The 23,969-nt window shown below is 53.2% G+C and carries 30 protein-coding genes; 14 read left to right on the top strand and 16 right to left on the bottom strand.

All coding sequences use genetic code 11. From position 1 onward, the window contains the following. Positions 1-10 precede the first annotated feature (10 nt). The 5 genes from DKB71_RS34170 to DKB71_RS34150 form a co-directional block, all read right to left on the bottom strand. Positions 11-562: a hypothetical protein gene (locus tag DKB71_RS34170; RefSeq protein ID WP_408602130.1), complete on the bottom strand. Its 552-nt coding sequence runs from the start codon at positions 560-562 to the stop codon at positions 11-13. Then, positions 563-1,639 carry a type I-F CRISPR-associated protein Csy3 gene (gene csy3, locus DKB71_RS34165; RefSeq protein ID WP_408602129.1) on the bottom strand — a complete coding sequence of 359 codons (1,077 nt, stop codon included), beginning with the start codon at positions 1,637-1,639 and terminating at the stop codon, positions 563-565. A gap of 20 nt (positions 1,640-1,659) precedes the next feature. Then, a complete protein-coding gene (locus tag DKB71_RS34160) occupies positions 1,660-2,469 on the bottom strand; it encodes a type I-F CRISPR-associated protein Csy2 (RefSeq protein ID WP_408602128.1) in 810 nt (269 codons plus the stop codon). Next, positions 2,466-3,566, bottom strand: coding sequence for a hypothetical protein (locus tag DKB71_RS34155; RefSeq protein ID WP_408602127.1), 1,101 nt, complete (start codon positions 3,564-3,566; stop codon positions 2,466-2,468). Before DKB71_RS34155 ends, DKB71_RS34160 begins: the two co-directional genes overlap by 4 nt. A gap of 507 nt (positions 3,567-4,073) precedes the next feature. Beyond that, positions 4,074-4,466: a hypothetical protein gene (locus tag DKB71_RS34150; RefSeq protein WP_408602126.1), complete on the bottom strand. Its 393-nt coding sequence runs from the start codon at positions 4,464-4,466 to the stop codon at positions 4,074-4,076. Between the two features lie 490 nt (positions 4,467-4,956). Here DKB71_RS34150 and DKB71_RS34145 point away from each other — a divergent pair, with 490 nt between their 5' ends. The 3 genes from DKB71_RS34145 to DKB71_RS34135 all read left to right on the top strand — a co-directional run bounded on the left by DKB71_RS34145 (position 4,957) and on the right by DKB71_RS34135 (position 7,486). Continuing rightward, complete coding sequence (locus DKB71_RS34145) at positions 4,957-5,391, top strand: hypothetical protein (RefSeq protein ID WP_408602125.1); 435 nt, start codon at positions 4,957-4,959, stop codon at positions 5,389-5,391. Beyond that, on the top strand, positions 5,369-5,611 hold the full coding sequence (locus DKB71_RS34140; protein ID WP_408602124.1) for a hypothetical protein: 243 nt from the start codon (positions 5,369-5,371) through the stop codon (positions 5,609-5,611). Before DKB71_RS34145 ends, DKB71_RS34140 begins: the two co-directional genes overlap by 23 nt. Before the next feature lie 192 nt (positions 5,612-5,803). Further along, positions 5,804-7,486: a hypothetical protein gene (locus tag DKB71_RS34135; protein WP_408602123.1), complete on the top strand. Its 1,683-nt coding sequence runs from the start codon at positions 5,804-5,806 to the stop codon at positions 7,484-7,486. Between the two features lie 64 nt (positions 7,487-7,550). Here the strand turns inward: DKB71_RS34135 and DKB71_RS34130 are convergent, their stop codons facing one another. The 4 genes from DKB71_RS34130 to DKB71_RS34115 all read right to left on the bottom strand — a co-directional run bounded on the left by DKB71_RS34130 (position 7,551) and on the right by DKB71_RS34115 (position 10,901). Then, positions 7,551-8,564 carry a DUF4419 domain-containing protein gene (locus tag DKB71_RS34130; RefSeq protein WP_408602122.1) on the bottom strand — a complete coding sequence of 338 codons (1,014 nt, stop codon included), beginning with the start codon at positions 8,562-8,564 and terminating at the stop codon, positions 7,551-7,553. Between the two features lie 101 nt (positions 8,565-8,665). After that, positions 8,666-8,854, bottom strand: a complete 189-nt coding sequence (locus DKB71_RS34125) for a hypothetical protein (RefSeq protein ID WP_408602121.1) — start codon at positions 8,852-8,854, stop codon at positions 8,666-8,668. A 32-nt stretch (positions 8,855-8,886) separates the two neighbouring features. Continuing rightward, positions 8,887-9,270 carry a hypothetical protein gene (locus DKB71_RS34120; RefSeq protein WP_408602120.1) on the bottom strand — a complete coding sequence of 128 codons (384 nt, stop codon included), beginning with the start codon at positions 9,268-9,270 and terminating at the stop codon, positions 8,887-8,889. A gap of 329 nt (positions 9,271-9,599) precedes the next feature. Beyond that, positions 9,600-10,901: an RNA-guided endonuclease InsQ/TnpB family protein gene (locus tag DKB71_RS34115; RefSeq protein WP_408602119.1), complete on the bottom strand. Its 1,302-nt coding sequence runs from the start codon at positions 10,899-10,901 to the stop codon at positions 9,600-9,602. A 47-nt stretch (positions 10,902-10,948) separates the two neighbouring features. Between DKB71_RS34115 and tnpA the strand changes: the two genes are divergently transcribed. The 3 genes from tnpA to DKB71_RS34100 all read left to right on the top strand — a co-directional run bounded on the left by tnpA (position 10,949) and on the right by DKB71_RS34100 (position 13,039). After that, a complete protein-coding gene (tnpA, locus tag DKB71_RS34110; RefSeq protein ID WP_408602118.1) occupies positions 10,949-11,374 on the top strand; it encodes an IS200/IS605 family transposase in 426 nt (141 codons plus the stop codon). Positions 11,375-11,635: 261 nt separating this feature from the next. After that, positions 11,636-12,247, top strand: coding sequence for a hypothetical protein (locus DKB71_RS34105; RefSeq protein WP_408602117.1), 612 nt, complete (start codon positions 11,636-11,638; stop codon positions 12,245-12,247). A 201-nt stretch (positions 12,248-12,448) separates the two neighbouring features. Beyond that, positions 12,449-13,039 (top strand): serine protease, encoded by a 591-nt coding sequence (locus DKB71_RS34100; protein WP_408602116.1) that lies wholly within the window; start codon positions 12,449-12,451, stop codon positions 13,037-13,039. On the opposite strand, the gene DKB71_RS34095 is transcribed toward DKB71_RS34100, so the two are convergent. Next, positions 13,036-13,476 (bottom strand): hypothetical protein, encoded by a 441-nt coding sequence (locus tag DKB71_RS34095; protein WP_408602115.1) that lies wholly within the window; start codon positions 13,474-13,476, stop codon positions 13,036-13,038. The two genes, DKB71_RS34100 and DKB71_RS34095, sit on opposite strands and share 4 nt — an antisense overlap. Before the next feature lie 228 nt (positions 13,477-13,704). Here DKB71_RS34095 and DKB71_RS34090 point away from each other — a divergent pair, with 228 nt between their 5' ends. The 3 genes from DKB71_RS34090 (at position 13,705) to DKB71_RS34080 (ending at position 15,615) form a co-directional block, all read left to right on the top strand. Further along, complete coding sequence (locus tag DKB71_RS34090) at positions 13,705-14,445, top strand: hypothetical protein (RefSeq protein WP_408602114.1); 741 nt, start codon at positions 13,705-13,707, stop codon at positions 14,443-14,445. A 225-nt stretch (positions 14,446-14,670) separates the two neighbouring features. After that, positions 14,671-14,991 carry an STAS-like domain-containing protein gene (locus DKB71_RS34085; RefSeq protein ID WP_408602113.1) on the top strand — a complete coding sequence of 107 codons (321 nt, stop codon included), beginning with the start codon at positions 14,671-14,673 and terminating at the stop codon, positions 14,989-14,991. Positions 14,992-15,036: 45 nt separating this feature from the next. Beyond that, the gene (locus DKB71_RS34080; RefSeq protein WP_408602112.1) at positions 15,037-15,615 is read left to right on the top strand and encodes a hypothetical protein; all 579 of its coding nucleotides are present in this window, start codon (positions 15,037-15,039) and stop codon (positions 15,613-15,615) included. Here DKB71_RS34080 and DKB71_RS34075 read toward each other — a convergent pair. Beyond that, positions 15,598-16,077: a hypothetical protein gene (locus DKB71_RS34075; RefSeq protein ID WP_408602111.1), complete on the bottom strand. Its 480-nt coding sequence runs from the start codon at positions 16,075-16,077 to the stop codon at positions 15,598-15,600. The two genes, DKB71_RS34080 and DKB71_RS34075, sit on opposite strands and share 18 nt — an antisense overlap. An 86-nt stretch (positions 16,078-16,163) precedes the next feature. Between DKB71_RS34075 and DKB71_RS34070 the strand changes: the two genes are divergently transcribed. Then, positions 16,164-16,712: a hypothetical protein gene (locus tag DKB71_RS34070; protein ID WP_408602110.1), complete on the top strand. Its 549-nt coding sequence runs from the start codon at positions 16,164-16,166 to the stop codon at positions 16,710-16,712. Positions 16,713-16,826: 114 nt separating this feature from the next. On the opposite strand, the gene DKB71_RS34065 is transcribed toward DKB71_RS34070, so the two are convergent. Continuing rightward, the gene (locus DKB71_RS34065; protein WP_408602109.1) at positions 16,827-17,363 is read right to left on the bottom strand and encodes a hypothetical protein; all 537 of its coding nucleotides are present in this window, start codon (positions 17,361-17,363) and stop codon (positions 16,827-16,829) included. A 65-nt stretch (positions 17,364-17,428) separates the two neighbouring features. Between DKB71_RS34065 and DKB71_RS34060 the strand changes: the two genes are divergently transcribed. After that, positions 17,429-19,183, top strand: a complete 1,755-nt coding sequence (locus DKB71_RS34060; protein WP_408602108.1) for a hypothetical protein — start codon at positions 17,429-17,431, stop codon at positions 19,181-19,183. Between the two features lie 127 nt (positions 19,184-19,310). Here the strand turns inward: DKB71_RS34060 and DKB71_RS34055 are convergent, their stop codons facing one another. After that, positions 19,311-19,538 (bottom strand): hypothetical protein, encoded by a 228-nt coding sequence (locus tag DKB71_RS34055; protein WP_408602107.1) that lies wholly within the window; start codon positions 19,536-19,538, stop codon positions 19,311-19,313. On the opposite strand from DKB71_RS34055, the gene DKB71_RS34050 reads away from it, so the two are divergent. From DKB71_RS34050 to DKB71_RS34040, 3 genes are all read left to right on the top strand, one after another. After that, positions 19,530-20,123, top strand: coding sequence for an IS607 family transposase (locus tag DKB71_RS34050; RefSeq protein WP_408602106.1), 594 nt, complete (start codon positions 19,530-19,532; stop codon positions 20,121-20,123). The two genes, DKB71_RS34055 and DKB71_RS34050, sit on opposite strands and share 9 nt — an antisense overlap. 101 nt (positions 20,124-20,224) lie before the next feature. After that, entirely contained in the window at positions 20,225-21,811 is a 1,587-nt protein-coding gene (locus DKB71_RS34045; protein ID WP_408602105.1) for an IS200/IS605 family accessory protein TnpB-related protein, read from the top strand. Between the two features lie 63 nt (positions 21,812-21,874). After that, positions 21,875-22,153, top strand: coding sequence for a hypothetical protein (locus DKB71_RS34040; protein WP_408602104.1), 279 nt, complete (start codon positions 21,875-21,877; stop codon positions 22,151-22,153). Between the two features lie 16 nt (positions 22,154-22,169). On the opposite strand, the gene DKB71_RS34035 is transcribed toward DKB71_RS34040, so the two are convergent. From DKB71_RS34035 to DKB71_RS34025, 3 genes are all read right to left on the bottom strand, one after another. Continuing rightward, the gene (locus DKB71_RS34035; RefSeq protein WP_408602103.1) at positions 22,170-22,643 is read right to left on the bottom strand and encodes a ParB/RepB/Spo0J family partition protein; all 474 of its coding nucleotides are present in this window, start codon (positions 22,641-22,643) and stop codon (positions 22,170-22,172) included. A 237-nt stretch (positions 22,644-22,880) separates the two neighbouring features. Next, positions 22,881-23,381 (bottom strand): GreA/GreB family elongation factor, encoded by a 501-nt coding sequence (locus tag DKB71_RS34030; RefSeq protein ID WP_408602102.1) that lies wholly within the window; start codon positions 23,379-23,381, stop codon positions 22,881-22,883. Between the two features lie 3 nt (positions 23,382-23,384). Continuing rightward, positions 23,385-23,966, bottom strand: a complete 582-nt coding sequence (locus DKB71_RS34025; protein ID WP_408602101.1) for a hypothetical protein — start codon at positions 23,964-23,966, stop codon at positions 23,385-23,387. Positions 23,967-23,969: the final 3 nt, after the last annotated feature.

The raw sequence follows: 23,969 nt of genomic DNA, 5'->3' as shown, positions 1-23,969 counted from the left end.
CCATTGATCATTACAAATCGGGTAGGTACAGCAGGTTGTCGACCTGCGACAGGCCATAACCGTTAAGCACACCCTCGGTACCGGCCACGGCAGTATGGCTCTGGAGGTACATCGGGAAGCGCTGACCATTCTCGCGGCTTTGCATGTTGATCCAGGCATTACCGTTGGTGTCGACCTCCAGCATTTTCTTCAGGCGCTGAACGCCAGCAGCCCTGGACTTGATGCGTATACGGGTGAACGCCTTGTAAGGCCCCGCAAAGCCCTCTGGAACGGTTTTCGGGAAGCTGGCGACAAAGTGCTTGTCCAGATACCCAGAGCGCGTCACGAACTCGTGGAGCTGCATATGATCGCTCATGCTTTCAGCGAACACGCGGAAAGTAGAGATCTTCTTTTGCGGGCTGGATTCATCGAGGTTTGGCAGCGCTAGGGCAAACTTGTCCTTGTGCTCGGAGAATCCTGCATGCAGAGCCTTCATCAGAAAGGAGGCGCACTGCGACACCTCCTCCATGGAAGCCCTGTTACCCACCTTTACGGTGTAATCAACATAGGTTGCCGGCTTCATTTACTTATCACCACCCTCGGAGTAAACGCCCCCGCGAATCAACGAGGCGATCATGAACATGCCTTCGTCGCTGTTGACGTCGATAAGGTTGAGCTGGCGCATGTATGCAAAGGAAGAATCCTTAGCGCGGAACCTCGTCTGAGAATCTAGGTTCGCGCCACATGGCTCTACAGAGATCGGCAAGCCGTTGGATGCAAAATCCGGGTACCAGGTATCCATGGTACGCAGGGCGTTGGCCACCTTTCTGTCTCGCAAGGCGGCTTGGCCAACTACGCGGGCCGACTGCAGCGCCATCAGGTCGGATTGTGGTGCCAGGAAAGATTCGCCCACAGCGTACAGCGAGCGGGCGAAGCCCTTTGGCTTGTCGCCGCCCAGGTAGTTCTGGGAGGGATAGACTTCCAAACTGCCATTCATGCCGGTACCGAAGTCCAGAACGGCCTTCACCTGCAGCTTGTGCTCGGCGTGGCCGGTCAGGCAGCTGGCAATAGCGGCGCCCAGCTTCAGTTCGTCTTCGGAGTAATTGTCAAAGTGGTTCAGCGGGGTTTTCAGGGCGTTGAAGGTCAGTGTTTCTTCGCCACAGGTGACGGCTACACAAACGGTTTGCGCGTACTGGCGGTTGCGCCACAGCCAGCGACCATTGGCGATGTTGCGAGCGTAACGGTTGGCCACTTCCTGCAGACCTTTAGAGGCACCAGTGGCGCTGGCAGTGCGCTCCAGGAATCCGTTGAAGCTTGCCTTGAATGCACCCAGCAACGACTCATCATCGGTTTTGGAGAGGGCGCAGGAATTCAGGCCCTTCTGGAGTGCGTAGAAGCTGATCCCCATCTTAACGACCAGGGATTGAGCCTCCACATCAGTCTTGGCCGTGTCGGTCAACTGGATGTTCGAGACTTCTTGGCGGTCGCCGGTGGCCTTCTTGTTGATGTTCTGCGTACCGCGCAGGCCACTTCGAGTAACCTGCAATGGCTTTAGCGCACCGCTAGGCATGGCGCTGAAGAACAGGCAGTCGGTGACGTTGATGCGACGTGTAAAGGACAGCACGCCAGGGAGTTTGGAGAACTTTATAGGTTGAGTCATGAAGGTCTTCTCGAAAGTATTCAGTAAGCCGTGCTGACGGCAAAAACGGTGTCATCGATCCAGCGGCTGCGCCAGAACGGGAGGTAGTCAGCCTCAAATTCACGAGTTGAAACGTACTGAGCAAGGCCCAGTAGGGGCTCACCATAGGCGTGGGCAGGGTAGGTGCCATCCGAAAGGCTCCTGACGCCCACCACACGATCTTCTGGCTTGGAGGTCAATGCGTAGGCGGGCACGACCGGGGTAAGCCAAGAGTTGTTGGCGTCTGGCGTGGCTCGTGTACCGAGAGCGGTAACCAGCAGATCCACTGGGTTATCGCCAACGAGCAAGTCTTGTCGGTCGATCAGCCAATAACCGTTACCGGGAATGGCATCGAACAAAGCGTCATCGCTTTCATGGAACGTCTGCGGGTCGGCGTAGTTCTCGATCACGCCACCGGCGATACGCCCCCCATGCAGGAACGACTTAACCAGGTCAACGTCAGGTTTGCTGGAAAACTCGATGACCAAACTGATCTTCAAGTTCACGGTGGCCACCGGCTGCAGCGAGAGCGCCATGGTGGTACCGACATAGTCGTTCTTGTCGATGTAGGTCGAAGCTTTGCGTTGTTGGAACTGTGGTCGCTTGAAGCCACTGTGAAAGTCACTTTCAGCCAGGTACTTGGCGTTATGGTGAATCATCGCGACACCGCCAGCCTGGCAGCCGATCTTCAAGCCCATTGCATGGGCAAACAGGTTCACCGCCATGATCGGTGCTGCCGTTATCGCGTAGTTGCTCGACAGCGCATTGGCTTCGTGAACATTCAGGTGTTTCAAAAGCAGGTAGTAGCTCATTTCAGGCTATCCCTCACCAGGCCGGCAATCAGGTTGATCTCGGCTTGCGAGTATTCGTATTGACGAGCCTCGTCATTCTCGATGGCCGCAATGCGTCGGGCAATCACCGATCCGAAGTCGTATTTCCATTTTGCGGTACGGCGAGCGGGATCGATCAGGCCGGCATCAGAGCCCTTGACACGGCTACCCAGCAGCACGCCCTCCGGCAGCTCTGTTTCATAGAGCTTGAGCAGCTCGTAAGCGTCCGCGCCAATTCGCAGGAGGTGCTTCACCATCCGAGAAATCAAAGCGGCGTGCTCAGTGCACGTCGAGCTATCGGTCTCGACCTGACCTTTACGCCCGTTCCGCCAGCTCACGTATTCAGCTTGCAGGCCCTTCGGGAAATGAAGGCTACGAATACCGGAGTTGTGCACCGACATGGCACGACCGAACTCGCTGGCCACGGCAGGGAAGGCGCCATAGATAGGGGAGCGCATAGAAAACACCATGCCACCAGGATTCACATGTTTCGCTCCGCCGAGAGGGAAGTCGGCCATGGTTATCCGTCTGAAATTCAGGGCGGCGTCATCGCTGGCTTTGCGCAGTTCGTGAATCGTTTGGTTGTGGCTTAACACCGCACCTCTGACCTGATGGCTGACACCGGCAGCAGAGATCGGCGTAAGGCTCAGGTAGCCGCCATCCGGGCGCGGCAGCAGGATCTGGCGCACGCGTGGCGAGATCTGCCGGCTCTGGACGAGGTTGGTAGCCTTGATGAGCTCCAGAGAGCGCCTGATGTGGCTGAGCTCGATCTCAGGAACGTTTTCAACCCGACCCTGAGCAACCTGACCGATCTGGGAATAAATCCGGGCCGTTGCCGCACCTTCGTAGCGATCCATCAACACATCAATGCCATGGCCCATCAAAGTACGGACACCAATGTAGGGCAACTTGATGCCTTGCGCCTGTGCAACACGGACACCACCGGCTTCGGCATTGGTGTTCACCGTTTTGAACGAGTGGTGCACGAGCTTTTCAGTGGCGTCGGTGTATTCGTCAAGCGAGTAGCTTGTCCACTCCTGGAGTTCGCCAGCTTCGGAAGTCGCTGATTCTTTGGTCATTTTCTGTGTATCGTTTGCCGTTGAGGGCCGGCAATATATGCACAATGTCAGTTGATGTCAAATCAAAACCACTCATCATGCGTTCAGCTTTTTGAGTCGTCTGTCGGGACGGGAGATACAGCCAATTCTTCTGCCAGAAAGGACATTTTGGTAACGGATGGGAACCACCTGGACGGTGGATGACTGTAAATTGAGAGCCGATCATTCTAAACCACTTCCGGTGGCCAACAGGGCGGTTGAGGCCTGGCTACAGTCTCTTAAAAACCACGAGGTGTGGCGAACATGCCTTGAATTGTGTTTCCTCTAAACCACTCAATGAATGGGGAAAGCATTGCGGCTCAGAACGCCCCTGGGTTGATTCAGGGAGGTACCGGCCCGCCAAGGTCGCAGAATATAGGTTCCAAACCACCATGAAGGTGGCAAGCACGCATTACCTCAGATGGCCATACCGCCATCGGAGCTGTACTTTTTCTTTCTCGAAACCACCGTCAAGGTGGCGAACACAAATCAGGAAGCCAGGTTCGGTCTTTCTCTAAACCACCCGAAGGTGGCGCACTCTTTAGGCACAGCTTTCCCGGCCTCTAAACCACCGAGGTGGAGGATGATCGCAGAGCAGTATGAGTTCAAAACCACCAGGTGGCTGACACAATCCGGGATCCATGCTGATTTCAAAACCACCCATAGGATGGCGAACGGGTAAAGCCAGGTTCGGTCGACTGCTAAACCACGAGTGGTGGCGCAAGAAAGGCTCAAGCCATCAGCAAATTCAAAACCACCTGGAAGGTGGCTGACGATTCCTACAGTCTTTTCACAAACCACCAAACGGTGGCAAACAAACCAAAAGGAAGAAATTTCAAAACCATCAGCAATGATGGCGTACCGAATAAAAAACCAGATCAATTTCCAAACCACCTGGTGGGTGGCGAACTCATGACCGCATGATCTTTCTGCTTCAAAACCACCCGTGAGGTGGTGAACAAGAGGGTGTGTCTCGTGCAGATCTCAAAACCACCCGCAGGGTGGTGAACAACTTCACGTGCAACGGTGCGTGATCTGTACCTCAAATCAATAATCTTTCTAAACCACCCAAGGGTGGCGTACAAACTGGCAAAAGAAGCGATTTTTAAAGAGCGAGTCCTGAGCGTGAAGGCTTGGTTTTGCTGACAAAATACGGCTCAGGGCTTCAGGTGGGGGCGGAATATAGGTACTATCCGTCGCCGCGTCAATACATAGGCATTGTTTGATTTGGTGACATCACTCCGCACCCTTGCAGAGAGAGTCGCGGCCTTCCGGAACGGGCTACGCTCCATGCCGCTTCTCGTTGTCGAAAGGCCCATCCGCCGTGGTGACAGCTTTGGCTTTCAGGTCTGATATGAAAAGGGAGTGCAACATGGATCACGTCATCAAACGAAACGGGCGCCACAGCAGCGACATCCTGTTGTTCGCGATGGCAGCAGGAGATCCTGTGTATCCATCCCGGCTTGAGCATCCGCGTGACTCGGGTGAGCGGTACGCCGACGCCGTTAGAGTGTTGAGTGACACAACTGAAAAGTTCATTATCCTGTTGACGCTGGATGCGACCGCGCCAGAGTACAGGCGAGATCTACAGGAGATGGCTCGTGCTGCGCTGGTAGATCGTGTTGTCGCCGGTGTACCTTTGGCCGATTACATTTCTGTCTGGGTTTTCGCTGAGGAGGCGGACTATCCAGTGCTTTTCTCCGATCCTGCAATCGCTGCGGTTGCTTCGACGCTGGAGCGGGGCATCCAAGCCCAAAATAGGCAGTTAGGTGACCCTGTGGCTTATGTCCCAAGCCTTGGGCGCTAAAATATTTGTTCAATTTGAGGGCTTAACCGTGGATAACGACCAATTTCGTCAACGCATTTGCGAGATTCCTGGCGATGAAGAAGGGTTCTACAAATCCGATGCCGAAGAGACCTTTTACCAATCTGGCATTGAGTTGGTCGAACGCGGCTTTACCGAGGATGAGGCTATCGATTTCCTGTCTGAGCTTTACAGTGCCACTGCGGGGTGTTTCGGCGGATAGCCAATCGTTGATCGTGTCTCCATCGTGATGTGTCTTGAATTGTAGGTCTAAGCCTTGGCATCGTTGGATCGTGTCAATAAATGGCATATGATTGCCTCGCGAAGGCGCGTAAGCCACCTACACAAGATGCACAGAATGTGTAATTTCATTTGCTGCAAACGTTTTTGAATTAATTTCTTGGTATTCACTTACATGGCTATTCCACTGATTTTTTCTGGTGTTTCATATCATTCACTTACACAGCTTCATTGGACAATCAGACCTGATGTCACGTACCAAGCTTTTCGATTGTCGTACTTGCGCCATACAAATCCTGATGGGACTGTAAGGGAGAATGAGTTTATTATCGATTTAGAGGTAATCGCGAAGAAGGTCGTCGAAAATAAAGAAAAACACAAGAAGTTCAACGAAAAACCAATAGAGTACTTAGGAAAAACCTATAAAAATCTTAAGGAGCTTTTCCTCTCTATAGACGGTAGATCAGTATCATATAAGGCATTTATAAACAGGGTAGAGCAGTCAATCGGATATTATGAGGCAGCGACCAAGGCGCCAGATATATCAGTGATTCATCTAATTGCGGGTGGGGTAAAATACGACAGCTTAGCAGGGTTAGCTAAAGCTAACGACATTCCGTACATGCTTGCCTATTCGAGGCTTAGGGCTGGGTATACAGGGGATGAGATAGTATCGGGAAGAGTGATTGTAAAGAAAGAAAAGAAAGTTACTGTAGGAAATGTATTGTACGAAAGCATCAGTGCGGCGCATAAGATATTATGCCCAGATGAAAAAATTATCACGGTTAAAAGTAGACTAGCAAAAGGCTGGAGTCCGGAAGAGGCTTTTGGAATACACCAAAGAGTCAATCAAAGAGGGGCGAAGGCAAACACTTATGAGTATGATGGTGGGCAGTATACTGCAAAAAGCCTTGCCCTTATGCTTAAGGTGAATTATCAGCAGCTTTCAAAGCTATTGGTTAGCGGTCAGACGGTGAAGGAGGCGATGAAAAATTTTACAGGAATGAGAAGATGTGTAGTGAAGCCTCCTGCCGTCCAAGGGCCGTTTTATGTAGATGGGCTCAAATTCGACAAAATATCAGAAATTTCATCCCACTATGGTGTCGATTACACTCTTTTATATAATCGAATAAATGCACCCGGCTGGACAATCAAAGAGGCTATTGAGGGTAGGCGAAACTACGAATATAAAGGAGAAGCATTTTCATGCCTTAAGGATATCTGGAAAAAATATGGACGTGTTTCGCATTCGGTTTTTTCGAACAGATACCACCAGGGTGGTCAGGATTTGGATGTCTGTCTTGGTATTGTTGAACACCCAATGGCTCACCTTGATGGTGAATACATAGTTGATGGGAGGTCTTTCAGGACAATAGATGAAGTATGCTCTTATCTAAAAATTTCCAAGTCCATGATGAGTACAAAGCTTAGAAAAATGAGCTTGAAGGAAGCTGTTGAAGAAATAAAAGTGAGCGCTGAAAGTAGGGGGCGATATTGCAAAAAATATTTTGACAAGCACCCCGCTATGAAGGATGTTAGTTCTAATTTCTATCTAATGTCATTTGAATCAGAAGGATCCATTCTGCACAAGGTAGGAGTAACAAGGGGTGATATAGCAATGAGATTTAGAGGGAAATCAGATTGTAATTTGATTAAGTCTGCCAATGGAAAGCTATACGATATGTATATGCTTGTACAGGCGCTTCTAGAAAGATTTAGTTCCTTGAAGCATAAGGCGGGAAGATTTGTTCAAGGTAGAACGGAAACCTTTAAATTGACTAGTGATGATTTGCAAATAGTCGTCGAATATATTGATACCTTTTTACCCGAAGTAGTTGTCAATCCCTCCGGGATTTAGCATGGAATAAGCTAAAGCATCCTAAGAAAGGCGGCGTAGGTTGGGCCAGTGCCGCCTTCTCAGATCAGAGTTTCGGCTTGTATTCGATGGTGATGTGGTCATACACCGTGGTGATGAACCCATCCTCGACGTTGCTGCCGAAAGCGCCATGCACCATCAAGAAATTCTGACCTGTGGAAACGTTCTTGTAGGGGAATTTCGACACCGCATCATGGAACGAGCGGATCAAGTGGCCACGTTTTACGTTGTGGTATAAATCGCAGATCCATCCGTTTACTTTGAGATCACCACCTGAACCGACGTTTTCCTTGGTGAAAATATCACGCCAGAACTCAGTCTGATCTTGATCAAACGATTCCAGGATATTGGACGCTACGTTCAGAGCCTTGGCCAGGTAGTTGGTAACCGGGATGATAGCGGCCTGGGTAGCTCCAGAGGCATTAACCGCCGTTGTGATTTTGTCGATTGCAACGCACATAGCGAGCCAGTCTTCACGGGTTCCTCGCAGGTCAATCGCAGGAATGCCACAACAGAACATCCCGTAATCATATGAATGCTGTGCCATGTCCAGGACAGACGCAGCCATCGCCAGCTTGGCTTCCGGCGTGGTATCCGAAAACTCGGGAAGGAACATCGAGATGTCGACCGGCGCAGCAGCCTTCAGGAGCGCGATCAGTCCATCAATGTTGATGTCGGTATTGTGCTCCTGTGGCACAAGCAGCATCTCCTTCGTAGCCGAGGCAGTGAAGATGGATTTGAACTGCTCGGCATTCTTATTCACCAACGAAACGACATTGGTAAGCATCACAAACCAGATGTCATGGGGATTCACGACCAGGCCTATGTGTCGCGAATAGGCCTCGGCGAGAACGTTGATGAAACCGATCTGAGTACGCTGATGATCTCTCAAACCGCGAACAACAACGCCCTGGAACTCGGAGTATTGCTTCATGTTCCACTCGCAGGCGAAATCAGCCGCGAATTCCTTATGGCCGCTTGCCCTGTGTTGATTCCAACGCGTTTCTTGGTACTCGGTGGGCGGCTGAAATGCGAGTTGGTCGTTCAGAGTGATGATCATAATTTTGCTTCCTTGTTTTCGTCGTTTCGCGGCTGTGCTTGGCACCGTGATGCCTTGCAACAGGGCGCTTGTTCAGTGGGTGTTGTTTCGTAGATCGAAACTTATGACAGCTTGGGAGCCTTCACCGGTGGGAGAATGATCTCCGCTGGATCGCCGGCGAGCGCGCCTGATGTGTCGAGGTTCGCCTCAGCAGCGTACTGCATCGTTTTTGACCAAAACTCAATGTTGTCGGCGCAGTATTTCTCGACTCTTTTCTTGGCTTCCTCGAGGTCTTGCTCTGCCTTGGTCATACAATGCTCTCCTGTGATTCAGATGAGAGATCTCATTGAGCCTGGCTCGGCTGCGCCTTGGATTTCTCGAGGACGATGGTGACGAACTTCTTCGAGCGATTGGCGATGAAGCTCACCAGTGGAGCCGGAATGCCGGTTTTGTCCGCGACGAGCTCCTTGAGGTTATCAACGTACGGGGTGGCATCACCCTCACCATTGCGAATAGCAAGAAGGGAGATGGTGTGATCACGGATCTCGGTGTAGTCGACGTACATTCGGTACGGTACGGTGAAGATGATCGCGAAGATCACCCCAACGAAGGCCAGAACCGGGATCACTCCATCAGTAAACAAGATAGCCAGAATCCAGAGGCCCACAGCGGTGCAGACATAGCCGATCAGCGATACTAGATATCGCTTGAGGATGAGGAAAAACATTGGTGAAGCTCCAGGTTACGAGACTGTGAAATCTATAGCTGAATTGAATAATTGTCAAAAATTGACGAGCCAGCTAGAATCAAAATGACACCATGCGCAGAAGGTTGGTCAACCGTCAATGTTATAGGCCTATACCAAGACATCAGAAGCACACCGGGTCGTTTGGGCCGTTGGCAGGGAAGTGCGCCAGCGTTTCTTGAACCGCGATGTGCTTGGCTCACCGAAGGAAATGAACTACCCGCACCTGAATCGAAGATTGCAGGTGGGGTATCCTCTACGCTTCGATGAGAGCTGACCGTCTTTGACGGCAGCTGCCCTCCACGTAGTTTTTACGGACGTGTTCCCAGTCCGGTTTTCTTTCTGAATGCGACCTTTTTGGGCGCCTTTTTGGCCTTCCAGTCCTGGTTGAGCACGTAGCTCACCCCACGACCACGAAGCACCAAACTAGCGTTGAAGTCCGCATCACATGCAAACCCACAACCGGTACACAAAAACCGCTTCCCAGCGCGATTTTTGGCTGACGTGTGTCCGCATTTGGAGCACGTCTGCGAGCTGAACTGGGCCGGCACCTTGATCGATACCTTGTTCATTCTCGCTGCTTTGTAGTGGGTGAAAAGCGTTATATTGCCCCAGCAACTCTGCAAGATACTGCGGTTCAGGCCGGTTTTTGCAGCAGCACCGTTGGGCAAATACTGACCCGTTTCGTCTTGCTTGGGTTTTGCGCGACGGGTCATGTTGGCAATCTTCAGGTCTTCGAAGGTGAAAACCTGGATCGCCGGATTATTCACCAGCTTTCTCGACACCTGGTGCGCAAAATCCTTCCGCACTTCAGCCTGCTGGGTCGAGATCCGGCTGATGGTTAGTTTGGTCTTGCTTCGACGCCTGGAGCCCTTTTTCTGCCTGGCCAACTTGCGCTGGAGGTGTTTTTTCCGTTGTTCGCGGCGCTTGTGTTTGGCGATGGCGTCCGGGGCTAAATGGAACACCTGACCATCACTGCCGTGCAGCATCTCGCGCACGCCCCGGTCGCCGGCCCAGGTCTTTGAGATCAGTTGTTCGGCGCTGAGATGACTCAGGTCAGCCAGGATTTCCTCCTGCGAGCGAGGCTCGGCCAACACCGGATCATCGAAGCAAAAGCTCACGTACCAGCGATCAGCCTTGCGGCTGATCACCAGGGTTTTCGGGGGGTTGAATTCGCGGTGGGCGCCGAATTTGAGATCGCCGACCTTGTGCCGGAACGTGCCGATATTCAGCGTGCCTTGCTCATCAAAACGAAACAGCTCGGAAGTCAGCAGTACGCTGTCACGCCGGCCTTTCTGCTTGTGCGCAGGGCGGGCAGCCAGGCCTTTGCGGTAACGCTGCCAGGCAGTCATGAACTGAAAGGACGAATTACGCAGTAATTGCGAGGGCACCTCAGACAAAAACGGCGTCAATTCATCGCATTTGAACTGGGAATAGGCTTGGTCAATCTCCGGCATCGGGCCGGCTCCCAAGGCCTTGCGCCGGAAAGTCTGGAAATACTCCATTTCCGCGACCTTGGCGTTGTAAATGACTCGCGCACAGCCGATCCACTGCGCCAGCATTTTCTGCTGGTCGGGGGTGGGATAGGCGCGACAACGAATTCCATTTATCATGGATTGATGCTAATGTGCTACATATTAATTGTCAACGGTAAATAGTAATGAAATCAGCATCTAACGCTGTTTACGAAATTCAGCTGCATATTGTTTTTGTGGTTAAGTACCGGCGAAAGGTATTGACTGAAGCCATGCTGAGTTCGGTTGCCGGCGTGCTCAAAAACGGACTGGAGGCATGGCGGTGCGAGCTGATTGAGGTGGGCGGCGAAGCCGACCACCTGCACCTGCTGATCGGCATCCATCCCGCACTGAATATTTCTGACTTGATCGGCAACCTGAAGGCGATCAGTTCTCGTCATTTGCGCAAGGAATATGAGGTGGAAATCAAGCAATACTTGTGGAAAGACGCCTTCTGGCACCGTGCCTATTATGTCGGCAGCGTTGGTAAAACAACCCTTGAGACGATCAGGCGGTACGTCCAGAATCAGGGCGAAACCAACAAGCCTGGGCGCCCGCGCCGACAACCGTGACCCGCACCTGAATCATAGATTGCAGGTGGGGAATGTGGTTGTCATTCGTTCAAGCTCGCGGCGGAGTCTGGTGAGATTATTGATCACCTTAGCCATGCGGACGTTCATGGCTTCACCAACGATGAGCGCTGGAATCCGGAGGCGATCATCGTCATCGCTTTGGACAAAGACGACAACGTGCTCAGGTACACGGGTGTTCTGATCGATGTAGACCTGGAGCACTAGGCTTCAAATTGTCTTTTCACGACAGCATCAGCAACAATGAAAGCAAGAAAAAAATCAGTTCCTTGCGAGTACAGCATGTCGTTAAAAGATCATTTGTATGTCCATGACGGCGAACATCTGAGTGTTCAAGAGTCCTTTCCGGTCTTTGGTAAGCTGATCGTCGAAGACTACCTTCATGGGCGTTGCCACCTGATGGCCCTGGCATTGGTTGAGGAAGCCGGGCTCCAATGCGGTGTTCTGCTTGACCTAGAGTCTGGATACACCGATGACGGTGAGCCAATACCTGCCCTTGATCACGCATTCTGCGAAATGGGGCAGGGGCTGGAGGAATACGTGGTGGACGCGAGGGGTGGCCGGCAGCGCACAGAAGTGCTGGAGGAATACAACCAGGGCTTCGAGCCAGAAGTGGTGGTTGGCTCTGAGGCTGAAAAACTGATCCGCCACTGGATTGCCACTGGCCTGCTGGAGGACTATCTTCCCGGCGAACACGAAGCACTGGCTTTGTATGTCCAGGAGCTCAAGAAATTACCATTCGGAACTCTGCTGCCCGAGGACAGCTCCTGGCACCACCATGAACCCCGATGCCTGGAGGTAAAGCAGCCACTTCGAGCTCCAGCTGGCGCCAGCAGCAGTGGACTCACCTTCTGATAGCACCCGAAGCGAAGGCGTCACATCGCCACTCCTGTCACTTTGATGGTTTCTGAGTAAGATATGCCATCAATTGACGATTGGTTAACCGAGGGGTACATTTCTAAAAAATAATAAGGAATGCCCTCTGTGAAATCCTTGGCCGCTGGCCTTGCGCTTTGCGCTCTTCTGACTGGTTGCAATGGAATCCCAACCCCTTTCGTGAACGACCCAGTCTACAGCCAGTTCTTCATGGTCAATTCAGGGCCTCCGTTGCCTCTCATGTTCCAAGGCTCTGCCATCCAGTGGAATGAAGACTATGCGGTAACCGCTAAGCACATCCCATTCCTGTGGAATGTTGCCCATAAAGGCCGTGGCGACCTGGTGTTCTTCAAGCACAAGTCAAAAACTGTCCCTCAGTGGAGACCTCATATTGCTGGTGAGACGCTGACAGCGGCTGGCTTGAGTCCGTTTCTGTTTCCAGTGAAAGGCACCGGCAAAGCCTTAGCCGCTCGTGCGGAATTGGCCGACTTAAACGACAAAGTCCCCTATGCGTTCAGCGATGCTCCCATCGTCAAAGGCATGTCGGGTGGGCCTGTGTTTGGAGATGACGCAAAGGTCGTCGGGATTACAGTCGGCTTCCTTGCTGAACGCTTCTACACCAAGGCGGCGAATCCAGAGATCGCTAACAGCAAGCGATTCAGCGTTTTCATGCCCTATGATGAAATCCTCAGAGAGTGGAACACGTTCTCTCGAGAATCCCTCGATGGGCGCCAGGTAAATCCAGATCCTGGCACCCAGGCGTCCAACTAGGGCGCAGTCTTCATCTCGACGACCATTGGGCTTGGGTACTCGTACCAGGCCCTGTGGTAGCCATCCACGAAGCATGAGACCAGGCAAAGGTCAGTAGCGATATCGAGGAACAGATAGCGCTGAGCAAAGTCACTTTCCTGCCGCAGGCGCCCGGTGGAGTTGCCATCCTCGCACATGACGTATAGGTGATCATCACCTCGGCCAACCTCAAAGGTATCGGTCGACTTCCCAGAAATGCTCAATCCTCTTTTGGAGATATGACAGATAGCCGGCTTGTGGGCGCCTGTGGCCGCGTCTACGGTCTCGATCTTGATGGATTGCTTGCTGCCATTGATCATGCAGGCGCATCCCGTCAGGGACAACGCTGAGAGCACGGCAAGGAGGCTGGTGATACGAATAGCGGCGGACTTGCGGGAAGGTACGAACAGGTTTGACACCAAAGGCTCCTTGGATTGGGTATCGCGGTTTGCCTACATCCTCAGGCATTCAGCGCAGCGCATCTTGCCACCCAGGCTTACATTGTTCCAGTGCCTTATCGGTGCTTGCTGTAGGCGGTCAAAAACCGGGTGCGTATGCGGACTCAATAAAGTCCGTATGTTGCCATATAACGCTGATTTTGTTAGGTTTTCTTCGGCCATTCAGCCTGCCACTGAGCTTTGGAAATCATGCAAGACAAATCCGCAAAAATCTTGAAAGAGCACACCGCTTCCCTAGTCGCCGTTGCCAAGAGGTTACCGGCCTACGATAGCGTTTGCACGGCGCTTATCAAGACCCTCAGTTGCATTACCGATCCAAAATGGATCACAAGAAACCTGGCTTACGCAAAGCTGAACGTTGTGAAAATCTACAACAGCGACCAGGAGACCATCGAGTTCAAATCTATCAACGAATACCCTCTTTTTGCGAAAGAGCAGGCCGGCGATAAGCGTTTACGCAACGTACCCAAGCCGCTTACGCAAAAGACCTGTCTTGAGCTCCGGGAGGCCTTCCTGGCGTTAGGGCGTAGGCCACTTCCAGCACACTCGGTGGTGATGAAGACTGAGCCTCAAAAGGTAATGACAGATCCTGAGCATCTGGACTTCAGTAAAGATCCGCACGGCGGTGATTTGACCTATCGCAAAGCAGTAAAGCGTGCGATTGAGCTGTTCCACGAGCAATACTCCATGCTCAATTGCGTGAAAATTGCGAGTGAGCAGACAGGCTACAAGGTGAAAGCCCGTATTGAGCGTGGATTTCGATCTCAGTTGAGCCCAGGCGAGATTGAAGAGCGCAGGGTGAACGCAAAAGCAGCTCATGGTTATTCGTCGACAGCCATGCCGCAATCAGCTCGTTCGATGTTTAGAGAAATTCGGGTCAATGACAATCACTTCAAGGAAATTGCCCGAGGTTTGGGGGCTTCTAGCTGACGGTGTGCTAGGTCTGGTTAGATCGTTGTCCACTGTGGGGGATTTAGGTGCCTTCCTATCGTGCAAGAGTAATCAGAGGGGAGGGTGCCAATTTCGTGTATATGTTTGGTCAGGTGGTCGTTGGTTCTTCCCCCCAAGCCATACCAATGAGCACTGCGCAAAAGCTATACTCCGGTGGCCTGAGCAGAGGGCAATCAGGATTACTTAAGTGTGGGGATTGAGACGATGAGCACCACGACGATTGCGTTTGCGAGCGAGTTTAGCCAATACCCTGCCGGCAGGTACCGCAATGACGGGCCATTTCCTGGTGAAGCATTCCGAGATGACCTCTTGGTGCCGCGACTGGGGGAGTTTGATGTTGTAGAGGTGAATCTGGACGGCGCCATGGGATACGGCTCCTCTTTCCTGGAGGAAGCCTTTGGTGGGCTCGTTCGTCTGGGTAAATACACGGGTGAGACCTTGCGCAAAAAGCTGAGGTTACGTTGTGAGGACGACCCTTCCGTCATCGATGAAATTTGGCAATACATTGACGCTGCCCATTCCTGATCGGGAGGGGAAGCATGAGGGATCGTTCCTCAGGAGGAGACGAGCATGAAAGTGTGGCTTACTAGACCAGAATGCGTTGAGGTCTACATGGGCGGCTTACGCTCGGTAGACGTTTGGGTCGAGAAGCCATTTTTCGACCAGCGTCCTATAAACCATGACTTCAACCTATATTGCCGGGAGTCAAACGAGCACTTCGCCGAGGTCTACCGGGAAAATGGCTGGTACACGCAGACGGGGAGTGTCCGGGCTAAACGATTTCTAAAGCAAAACCCGGAAATCCTGGGCAAGGTGTGGGCTCTGATCCGGCAGTCTTTGGTTTATGCCGATTGCACAGACCCAGACAGAAGACTCAACAACGATGAGTACGATGAGCTGTTGAATATCGCGCACGAAATGAAGTGCCGCATCCATTGGAAACGCTTTCTTCTTGAGCTGGATCTGCGAGAGGAGACCGTTAAGGTGGTCGAACCTGAAGTCCTGTTGGACGAGCGTCAGCCCAGGGCAAATTACCCGATCACCTTAGAAACAGGAACCACTTCGTCGTTTCTGGATCAAGACTTGACCAAGCCGTACCACCGCGAGTCCTACACTCAGTATGAGGTAAAGCTAGACAACCTCTGGTAGTGGCCGGTCGTGCTTATTGGTGCTCAGAGAAGCGGGCAGCACCATGGGATTCTCCTGGATGTACACCACGGCTGACTTGGCCACCAGGCGCGGAGGCTTCGAAGGGTTTTTGCCTCCAAACTCAATCGATTTCCGATCATGCCTATGCACCACGCCAATGAGCTGCACGTTCCCCTCCAGGTGCAACGTAAGCCGCTTCTCCCTGCGTTGGCAGAGATCCAAAAACTTGTCCTGCTCTAGTGTTGAGCGATCAATCTTGATGGCGGGGCGGGTGTGCTTACGGCGGCGTGGCAAGATGGCGATCTCCTGATCTCGTTGGCCATACCCTACGAGGCTGCCCGACTGTAAAGCAAACAATTTCAATGGCTTATTAATATTATTCATCGTGTATCCGATACACAACGAAGACTCGATAGCTCTGGCCTGGTGGCCATTGATCGTCTCTATGATCTCTTCGGACATGACTTGGGCTCTGTCGTCCTGCAGCCTTGAGAAACATAGAGCTCCTCAGGCGATAATGTGGAAATCCACCGCAGGAAAATGTCCGTATGCATCCCAACTCAGCCCAACGTAGCAGGTATCTTAGAACGGATCTGCCTGCCTTCAAGCAATGGTTTGATGGGAGCAAAGTGGTCACCGAAGCCGGGGCGCCAAAGATGGTTTTCCATGGCACTCCGAATGACTTCAGTGTGTTCGATACCTTTCCAGCCTATTTCACCTGTGACCGGGATGCGGCTATGGCCTACGCCTGTTCTCAGTACGCCCGAGAGGGCCATGATGGCGATCCTACGGTCATGTCGGTTTATCTGGCCATGAAAAACCCGAGAGTCATCTCAGCCGACGAACTTATGACCCTGGCCGGTGATGAAGTTGGCGAGATCGATTGGACGAGCATTGATAACCTTGCCTACATGATGGAAGTGCAGGGTTTTGATGGCCTGATTTTGCAGGGAGTTACGGACTTTTCCGGAATGGATGCCGGTGAAAGACAGACACGTGAATATGATCAGTATGTTGCCTTTAATGCACAACAGATCAAAGTCGTGGTCGAGAAAAAACCCCGCCCTGAGCATGAGATCGTTGGCCCTGAGCTTTAACCCAATGCTGCGGGTCTGACCCAAGCGGTCGATTGTGTAGGCAGCCTAGTCGCACCTCCGGCAAAGCCGGCTAACGTTGTTCGACACGTCGGAAGCTTGAAGCCTCAGCACCCGTCAGTGGTTGGTTACGTGCTTAATGAAGCGAGCGATATCCTGGTGAACTGTAAAAGGTCTGCGGTAGGGGAGCGCTATCTTCTTGTCTACCAGGGCTTGGATTTTCTCTTCTTCATGAGCATCCACACCCAGTACGATGAAGCTGCTATGGATCTGAGGCTCTACGAAGCACCAGTTGCCCTCATTGAGCATTGCCCGATGGAGAGTGTCCAGAAAGAGCTTAAAGCCTTGGGCAGTGCCCTTAGCGGTCTCCCAGCCAACTGGCATAAACCCGTAGGGATTCTGCTCAGCGAAGTAAATCCAGTTGGCCAAGGTTTTAAACTCGCCGGCACCGGCATCTTGCAGAGTCAAATAGTGCTCGCACGACTCAATGGCTTCGAAGGTGCTGTCGATCCAGGCTTGTTTTGTGCTGTCCACGAGATGGTCACTTAAAAATGGAACAGAAGAATTAATCAAAATTGACCAAAAATCAACATAAATACCCTTATACAAGCCATAAGGCGCCTTAGCGCCCCTTAAACGAGTAAAAATGCTCACTGGAGGTTAGCTTCTCCGGCCCCTATCTCCTATGGGACAATGGTTAAAAATGACAAAGGTTAATCATGTCCACTCCACGCATCCGCCAAGAAATTTCGCTGGCAATAACCAGCTTCAAAACTCAGTTTGTCGAGCTTGAGCGGATCGTTGATGCCGAAGGATACCAGCCAACCCTTACCGGGTTGAATGATGCCAGCCAAGGGCGGGAACTCTCAGGCTTCTGGGCAGACCTGGACGGCAACAACGATGGTGAAGACTTCGCTTCGAGCCTCAGCATCAAGAGCAAGGGCCTATTGCTCACCAGTTCATTGATGACCGGCAATGAGCCGCTGTACAAGTCGATGCGCTCCAGCGTCCAGCACGACGTTAAGGGTCTGTACTCGCAGGATCTGTATTCGCTTTTGAGCGACGAGTTCGCACCTATGGCGCTGTCCGAGATGACGGCCAGGGCCTCGAGGGATTTCAAAGAACTGGGTATCTACAACACCTCGTTGCAATCCATCGCCGGCAGCATCACCCCGACAGATCCGCTGGCGACGGTTAAGAATGACATCGTGTCCTCTAACTGGGTCGACAAACACCCAGAGGAAAGCCGCGAGCTTCTGACCCTGGTAAACAACGCCCCTGAGAGCGTCGATACCACTGACCTTAAGGCCAACCCACTCAAGAAGTACCTGAGTAAAGGTCTGAAGCTTGCAGTTGCAGCGGCTGCTTTAGGGGGCATAGCCATTGCCGGCCTTTGGGGCGCTAACCTTGCCCAGAAGTCCGAGAACATTGCCTTTGTGGATCTGTCCGCTCGCCCCACGATTGAGACCTCTATCGGAAGCGGAAATTTCGAGCAGCGCAAGATGGTCAACTACGGCGAGTTCGATGGCTCAAAGCTTCTGGATTACTACCGCCAGGTCGAGTCGGTCAAGTCGGTTAAACAGAGTTTGGATGCGCTGAGTACCCCAGATCTGGTGGGTAACTCCATGCAAGTTAAAGCAGGGTCACTCTCCCAGGAAGCGCTTTGCGTCGTGCAGCATAAGCAGCTGGCCGACGTCAGCGCAGATGGAAATTTCTACAACTTCCATGAGAAAGAGGCCACCATCAGTGACAAGAAATACACTGATTTCATGGTCAAATCCCACGAAGCGGGGCACTGCTTCTTTTTCCCAGAGATCGATGGCCAGAACGAAGTGGAGTATCAGGCGCTTAACCGCCCGAACACCGTAAGAGGAATGTACAACGCCAGCCTGCTGGAGGTCGCCGCCGATCTAACGGCAATCGTCGACTACATGCGTCTTAACGGGAATGCTGACATCTATCACGACTACATCAGGCCTCTGCGACTGGTAAATGTCGCTGACGCCAAGCACCGTACCGCCATGGCCATCGATGTGGTCATCAGCCAGATAGATCCGGCTGCTATGCAAGCCAAGACTGCTCAGGAAGTACCCGAGGTCGTTCGATTCTTGATGGAAAAGAACTTCATGGCGAAAGATGGCAGCTACCACCCTGGTCAAATGTCACAAAGGGGGACTATCGGTCTGGAGCAACCTGCAGCCAAAGCGCTTTGGCAGGACGTGCTTGCCTCGTCGAATTTCAAAGATGGCAGACAATCCGAGTTCAGGGACAAGATGGCTGTAGAGGTAGCAAAGACCTTCTCAGAGCACGTGGCCAGGTACCAGGGTGTGGCGCCAGCTGAAGTCATCCAGAACGCGAAGGATGGTTATGCCAAGCTGGCGGAAAAAAACAACCTGCCTTCGCTGCAGGAAGTGAGCGCCCCTCAGGCTAAGTTGGCCAAGCCGATGGAAAGCATGATGAACGCCTTCCTCTGAGTGACTTAGGCCATCGGTCAGCTAAATTGTTGATGTGATCAGCACCTGGTGAGAAGATGTGTGACAGCCTCGGAAACGAGGCTTTTGCGTTCAATCAGAGGTCAAGACGCCCCCCATGCAGTGGAACCTAATTCATTCCGTCACACTCGACAAGCCGGTCTACGGCCAGCCGTGCAATGGGTGCGGAATCTGCTGCATCGCGAAGGTTTGCGAGCTGGGCGTGACCTTGGGTGATGACCAGAACTGCAAAGCACTTGTCCGGGGCTTCAGCAGCAAGCTGAATTTCCGTTGAAACCTGCTCATTGATACCATTTTTCGAAAAAACAATGATGAAAATGGTGTCGGTATGCAACATGTTTCAATCGGCCAGGCCAGTGATTTGCTGGGCGTGGCGGTCTCAACCCTGCAGCGATGGGAGCAAGAGGGTCGCTTGCGGCCCGCCTTTCGCACCTGCGGTGGCCACCGGCGCTATTCGCTGTTGCAGTTGAATCAACTGTGCGGCAAGTCTTCGCCGGAACAGCGCAAAGTCGTGGCCTATGCAATGGTCTCCTCGCACGACCAAAAGGCCGATCTGCAGCGCCAGCGCGACCGACTGGAACAGCACTGCCTGGCGGTTGGCTACGCCAACCCCGAGCTGTTGACTGACCTTGGCAGCGGCCTGAACTATCAGAAGAAATCCTTCAAAAAGCTCCTGAAAATGATTGCCCAGGGCAAGGTCTCGACCCTGGTGTTGATGCACAAGGATCGCCTGTTGCGCTTCGGCGCCGACATCGTTTTCGAGCTCTGCAAACTCAATCACACCGAAGTGGTCATTCTCGAAGAACCGGTCAATACTTCTCTCGAAAACCGCCTAGTGGCCGATGTTATCGAACTCATGACCGTGTTCTCGGCAAGGCTCTACGGCGCACGTTCCAGGGAAAATCGGCATCTCGCTGCATAGGATTTGACAGCCTGACAATTCATCGTTATGGTTTCTGTATGAATATACAGCTTCCAACCCGAACCACGACGATTCAGACACGCCTCCCGCGTGGTACTGACGTGTCCGTGATCGCCGCGTTGGACGCCTATGCCGAGCTCTATTCGCGCCTGGAGCGGGTCGCGATAGCGACCCGCTCGAAGGGAGAGAAAGTCGACAAAAACGCTTTCCTCAAGCAGCACGGCATCACCGGGCGACAGTTCAACGCCCTGAGTCGAAATGCCGATGGCAAGATCGACTCGCAACTGAGCAACCTCGAACACTACATCGCCGAGTGCCGGGCCAAAATCGCCGGGCAAATCAAGCGCATCGAGCAGAAACGCACCCTGCTGGACAGGGCCCTGTTGCCGGGCAGAAAGGCCCGCTTACTGGACAATATGCGCCAGCACCAGGTGCGCATTCAGCGCCTGCGGGCCCGCCAAGTCGATTTCGAGCGCCAGCTCGAGGCCAAGCGCCCGTCGATCTGCATGGGCAGCCGCAGGCTGTTCCGCCAGCAGTTCAACCTGGTCGAGAACGGCCTGACCAGCCACGCGGAGTGGCAGCACCTGTGGCGCCGGGAGCGCAGCAGCCAGTTCTTCGTACTCGGCTCCAAAGACGAGAACAGCGGCTGCCAGGGCTGCGTGCTGCTGCCGCAGGATGATGACCTGTACACCCTGAAAATCCGCCTACCGGACGCCTTGCAGGCCGAGCATGGCCAGTATTGCTACGTCACCGACGTAGCTTTCAGTCACGACCGGCGCTGGCTGGATGAAGCCTTGCAGTCGAATCGGCTGCGCAAGCAGCTGCAGGCGGACTACCGCCTGCAGGCCAAAGACCCTGAGTTTGTTGGGCCGCTGGACAAGGAATCGCGGTACCTGGAGGCGACTGGCCAGGCGCTGAGCTACCGCTTCGTCCGTGACGAAAAACGTGGCTGGCGTGTGCTGATCACCACCGAACGCAGTGGTCAGGCAATCACAACCGACCGGCGCAATGGCGCCATCGGCATTGACCTGAACAACCACCATCTGGCGGTGACCGAAGTCGACCGCAAGGGCAACAAGGTCGGCTGCGCCGACCTGGTGTTTCGCACTGACCATGATGTCATCAGCCCGCAAACCGCGACCGCGTTGCAACTGGCAGCGGTGCAGGTCGTGGCCCAGGCCAAGCTCGCCGGCAAGCCGCTGGTGATCGAGGATCTGGATTTTCGGGTGAAAAAACAGAATTTGCAGAAGGGTCGGGCCGGCGACACCAAGCTGAACAAGGTGGTCAGCGCCCTGGTGTACCGGAAATTCCGTTTGATCCTGGAAACCCGCGCCTTCAAGGAAGGCGTGGAGGTCATCGTGGTCAACCCGGCGTTCACCAGTTTCATCGGAAAAATGAAATACCTGAACCAGACTGAAAACAGCGTTCACCAGGCCGCAGGCCTGGTGATTGCACGCCGTGGCATGGGACTGAAAGACCACCTGCCGCGCAAAAGTGTTGTACCTGTCATGCGTCGACCTTGCACTTTCCAGGCGCCAGAGGATGCCCGGAAAGATGAAGCCAAGTGTCTGAAAAAGGCCATGTCAGCGTACGGAAAGTGGTACACGTCAACGCGGGTTGAGGCCAGGAAACGGACAAAATTGTTCCGCCTCCAAATCTCAGCCAGCCTGGAACAAATTCCGTTCTAGGCGCAACGTGTCTCAGCCACCAGACCTCAAAGCGCGCTCGGAGGTCGACCTGAACAAACCGAAATGAGTAGGTTTGAACGGGATATTAGGAGCGGTTCAGAGGGAGGCTTTTACTGTGGCATGGTGGCCGACCCATACCGGTACATGGACGAAGCTGACCTCTCTACCTGGAAGAGCATCGATGCGCTCGATGGCGGGGCGGCTGGCGAGCTTGCGTTGAAGGCCATGCATGCTGAAGCGCTAGGCGCCGGCAGGGGTTGCGACAGCGACGATGAGGCTGTGAGGGAGTATCTCGAAGAGGCCCATGCTAATTACCAGTTGAGCCTCGTGTTTCCAGCCTGATGGTTGGGCGGTCGCTTTAAACCTCGGCAGTGATCCCGCAATTGCTCAACAGCACGATGATTCTGTCTCGTAGCTCGGGGGCTGATGCGGTGTACCCCTGAAGAACCACCAGCTTTTCATAAACTAATTCGGCAGCATTTTCACCGAACTCGTTTACGAGTGCTTCAAGATTACTGACGACATCAGATGGCGCGAGCTCTTCACGAGCCGTGCTCATGATGATCGAATCTATGGCGCTCACCTCCCGGTCGACATCCACCACATTGATCGGGACTATATCCATTTTGAGACCGATAGCGGCCAGCCAACGAACCTCGCCGTCGTCGATCTCATAGCCGTCGCCCACAGGGATGACGTTAATTGGCTTGAGAATCTTTCCGACTGCCTGGATGCTTTTCATCATGGCATTAACCTGATGATCAGTCGGCGGAACTCGGTCGGGATTTCTCCTGATTTTCGACGTTCGCGTTACCGCGTTTTCCTGTGCCATATCGTTCTCTTAACCTGGCTGCTCCTGAGGCGGAATACTTTACAGCGAAAATTATGGACAAAAAAATGCCGCCTTTGTGATTTGGCGGCATTTTCTCGTGGTTTTCAGCGGATGACCGATTGCCACAATCCCAGGATGGGGTTCACTGGTAAAGCTCAATATAGAGCACACCCCAAGATGGGCAAGTGAGATCCGCTACCACCCGCCGAATGGCATCAAACGCTGGCGCTAGAGCCCTCAATCAAGATGAGGACTGCGCTCTATGGTGATGATTTCGTAGGGGACTGTCTTGCCATTGTGGGGCAACTCCACTTCATCGCCGATGCCCTTGTGAAGCATGGCGTTAGCTACCGGGGTTAGGTAGGAGACAATGCCCAGGGCGGGATTGCCTTCCTCGTAGCCCATGATTGAGAACGTACGGCTTGCGCCATGCTCGTCCTCGACCACGACCTGCATGCCCGGCAGTACCTCGTCGAAGTGTCCTTCCTTGATCGCGTCAATGTCCTCGATCAGCATGTGTGTGTCGAGAATACGGCTGATCTCGGAGATCTTGTTCGGCAGCTCGTAGCTGACCTTCGTCTGCAGCTGCATGTACTCCGGGTTTTCCCGCAGGTCGTTGTCCCGCTTAACGGACTCACCCATTTCCTTGGTGGAACGTTGCAGATCGTCACGCAGTTGGTCGCGCTGCTGCGAAAGGCGGGTCAGGCCCTTACGGGAAAGGTAAAAACGCTGTGACATGTCTTATTTGATCCAGGGCATGTGCTGCATAGCCGCCGTCAGGGCGATTTCGATGTTTGACGCATCATTCTCAATGGTCACGTAATGGTGAGCAAGACGTTCAAACTCGTGGTGGAAGCGCGCTCGACGCTCGTCATCGTCGAGCAGTTTGTCGAGGAAGCCTTTGCCACCGGCACGGGCGGAGATTCGTTCCTGCCGAACCTGCTCGTCGATACCAATCATGATGGTCAGATCAGGCTTTTTGATCGAATAGAATTCGCTCTCGTAGTTGAGATCCACGTTCAGGCCTGCGGCCCGGTGCGAGACAACGGTATCGATCAGGTAGCGAACGCAGTAAACGTTACCGGTCTTGAGCAGCTCTTCGATCTCGGTTGAGGCAAAGACGACGCTGCTGAGATAGAACAGGTAGTGCGCCGCCTGGGACTTGTGGCGTACCTGCAGGTCGATGACTTCCCGGCATGCGTCAAAAGGGGAGTCCGGAGTTCTAACAACTCGCGATCCTGGATCACGGGCGGACAGCTGCTCCGCCAATGATGAGGTGCCAGAGCCGTCAAGGCCGGTGATGACGATCAGTTTTCCGCTCATAGC

The organism is Pseudomonas sp. PLMAX, from assembly GCF_046042685.1.
Taxonomy (GTDB): Bacteria; Pseudomonadota; Gammaproteobacteria; order Pseudomonadales; family Pseudomonadaceae; genus Aquipseudomonas; species Aquipseudomonas putida_AE.
This window is presented reverse-complemented; position numbering and strand designations above follow the sequence as displayed.

What these genes read in the sequence shown, in the direction of transcription:
- DKB71_RS34170 (WP_408602130.1), bottom strand. Translation starts at nt 562, where the DNA reads ATGAAGCCGGCAACCTATGTTGATTACACCGTAAAGGTGGGTAACAGG.
- csy3 (WP_408602129.1), bottom strand. Translation starts at nt 1,639, where the DNA reads ATGACTCAACCTATAAAGTTCTCCAAACTCCCTGGCGTGCTGTCCTTT.
- DKB71_RS34160 (WP_408602128.1), bottom strand. Translation starts at nt 2,469, where the DNA reads ATGAGCTACTACCTGCTTTTGAAACACCTGAATGTTCACGAAGCCAAT.
- DKB71_RS34155 (WP_408602127.1), bottom strand. Translation starts at nt 3,566, where the DNA reads ATGACCAAAGAATCAGCGACTTCCGAAGCTGGCGAACTCCAGGAGTGG.
- DKB71_RS34145 (WP_408602125.1), top strand. Translation starts at nt 4,957, where the DNA reads ATGGATCACGTCATCAAACGAAACGGGCGCCACAGCAGCGACATCCTG.
- DKB71_RS34140 (WP_408602124.1), top strand. Translation starts at nt 5,369, where the DNA reads ATGTCCCAAGCCTTGGGCGCTAAAATATTTGTTCAATTTGAGGGCTTA.
- DKB71_RS34135 (WP_408602123.1), top strand. Translation starts at nt 5,804, where the DNA reads ATGGCTATTCCACTGATTTTTTCTGGTGTTTCATATCATTCACTTACA.
- DKB71_RS34130 (WP_408602122.1), bottom strand. Translation starts at nt 8,564, where the DNA reads ATGATCATCACTCTGAACGACCAACTCGCATTTCAGCCGCCCACCGAG.
- DKB71_RS34125 (WP_408602121.1), bottom strand. Translation starts at nt 8,854, where the DNA reads ATGACCAAGGCAGAGCAAGACCTCGAGGAAGCCAAGAAAAGAGTCGAG.
- DKB71_RS34120 (WP_408602120.1), bottom strand. Translation starts at nt 9,270, where the DNA reads ATGTTTTTCCTCATCCTCAAGCGATATCTAGTATCGCTGATCGGCTAT.
- DKB71_RS34115 (WP_408602119.1), bottom strand. Translation starts at nt 10,901, where the DNA reads ATGATAAATGGAATTCGTTGTCGCGCCTATCCCACCCCCGACCAGCAG.
- tnpA (WP_408602118.1), top strand. Translation starts at nt 10,949, where the DNA reads ATGAAATCAGCATCTAACGCTGTTTACGAAATTCAGCTGCATATTGTT.
- DKB71_RS34105 (WP_408602117.1), top strand. Translation starts at nt 11,636, where the DNA reads ATGAAAGCAAGAAAAAAATCAGTTCCTTGCGAGTACAGCATGTCGTTA.
- DKB71_RS34090 (WP_408602114.1), top strand. Translation starts at nt 13,705, where the DNA reads ATGCAAGACAAATCCGCAAAAATCTTGAAAGAGCACACCGCTTCCCTA.
- DKB71_RS34085 (WP_408602113.1), top strand. Translation starts at nt 14,671, where the DNA reads ATGAGCACCACGACGATTGCGTTTGCGAGCGAGTTTAGCCAATACCCT.
- DKB71_RS34080 (WP_408602112.1), top strand. Translation starts at nt 15,037, where the DNA reads ATGAAAGTGTGGCTTACTAGACCAGAATGCGTTGAGGTCTACATGGGC.
- DKB71_RS34075 (WP_408602111.1), bottom strand. Translation starts at nt 16,077, where the DNA reads ATGTCCGAAGAGATCATAGAGACGATCAATGGCCACCAGGCCAGAGCT.
- DKB71_RS34070 (WP_408602110.1), top strand. Translation starts at nt 16,164, where the DNA reads ATGCATCCCAACTCAGCCCAACGTAGCAGGTATCTTAGAACGGATCTG.
- DKB71_RS34060 (WP_408602108.1), top strand. Translation starts at nt 17,429, where the DNA reads ATGTCCACTCCACGCATCCGCCAAGAAATTTCGCTGGCAATAACCAGC.
- DKB71_RS34050 (WP_408602106.1), top strand. Translation starts at nt 19,530, where the DNA reads ATGCAACATGTTTCAATCGGCCAGGCCAGTGATTTGCTGGGCGTGGCG.
- DKB71_RS34055 (WP_408602107.1), bottom strand. Translation starts at nt 19,538, where the DNA reads ATGTTGCATACCGACACCATTTTCATCATTGTTTTTTCGAAAAATGGT.
- DKB71_RS34040 (WP_408602104.1), top strand. Translation starts at nt 21,875, where the DNA reads ATGAGTAGGTTTGAACGGGATATTAGGAGCGGTTCAGAGGGAGGCTTT.
- DKB71_RS34035 (WP_408602103.1), bottom strand. Translation starts at nt 22,643, where the DNA reads ATGGCACAGGAAAACGCGGTAACGCGAACGTCGAAAATCAGGAGAAAT.
- DKB71_RS34030 (WP_408602102.1), bottom strand. Translation starts at nt 23,381, where the DNA reads ATGTCACAGCGTTTTTACCTTTCCCGTAAGGGCCTGACCCGCCTTTCG.
- DKB71_RS34025 (WP_408602101.1), bottom strand. Translation starts at nt 23,966, where the DNA reads ATGAGCGGAAAACTGATCGTCATCACCGGCCTTGACGGCTCTGGCACC.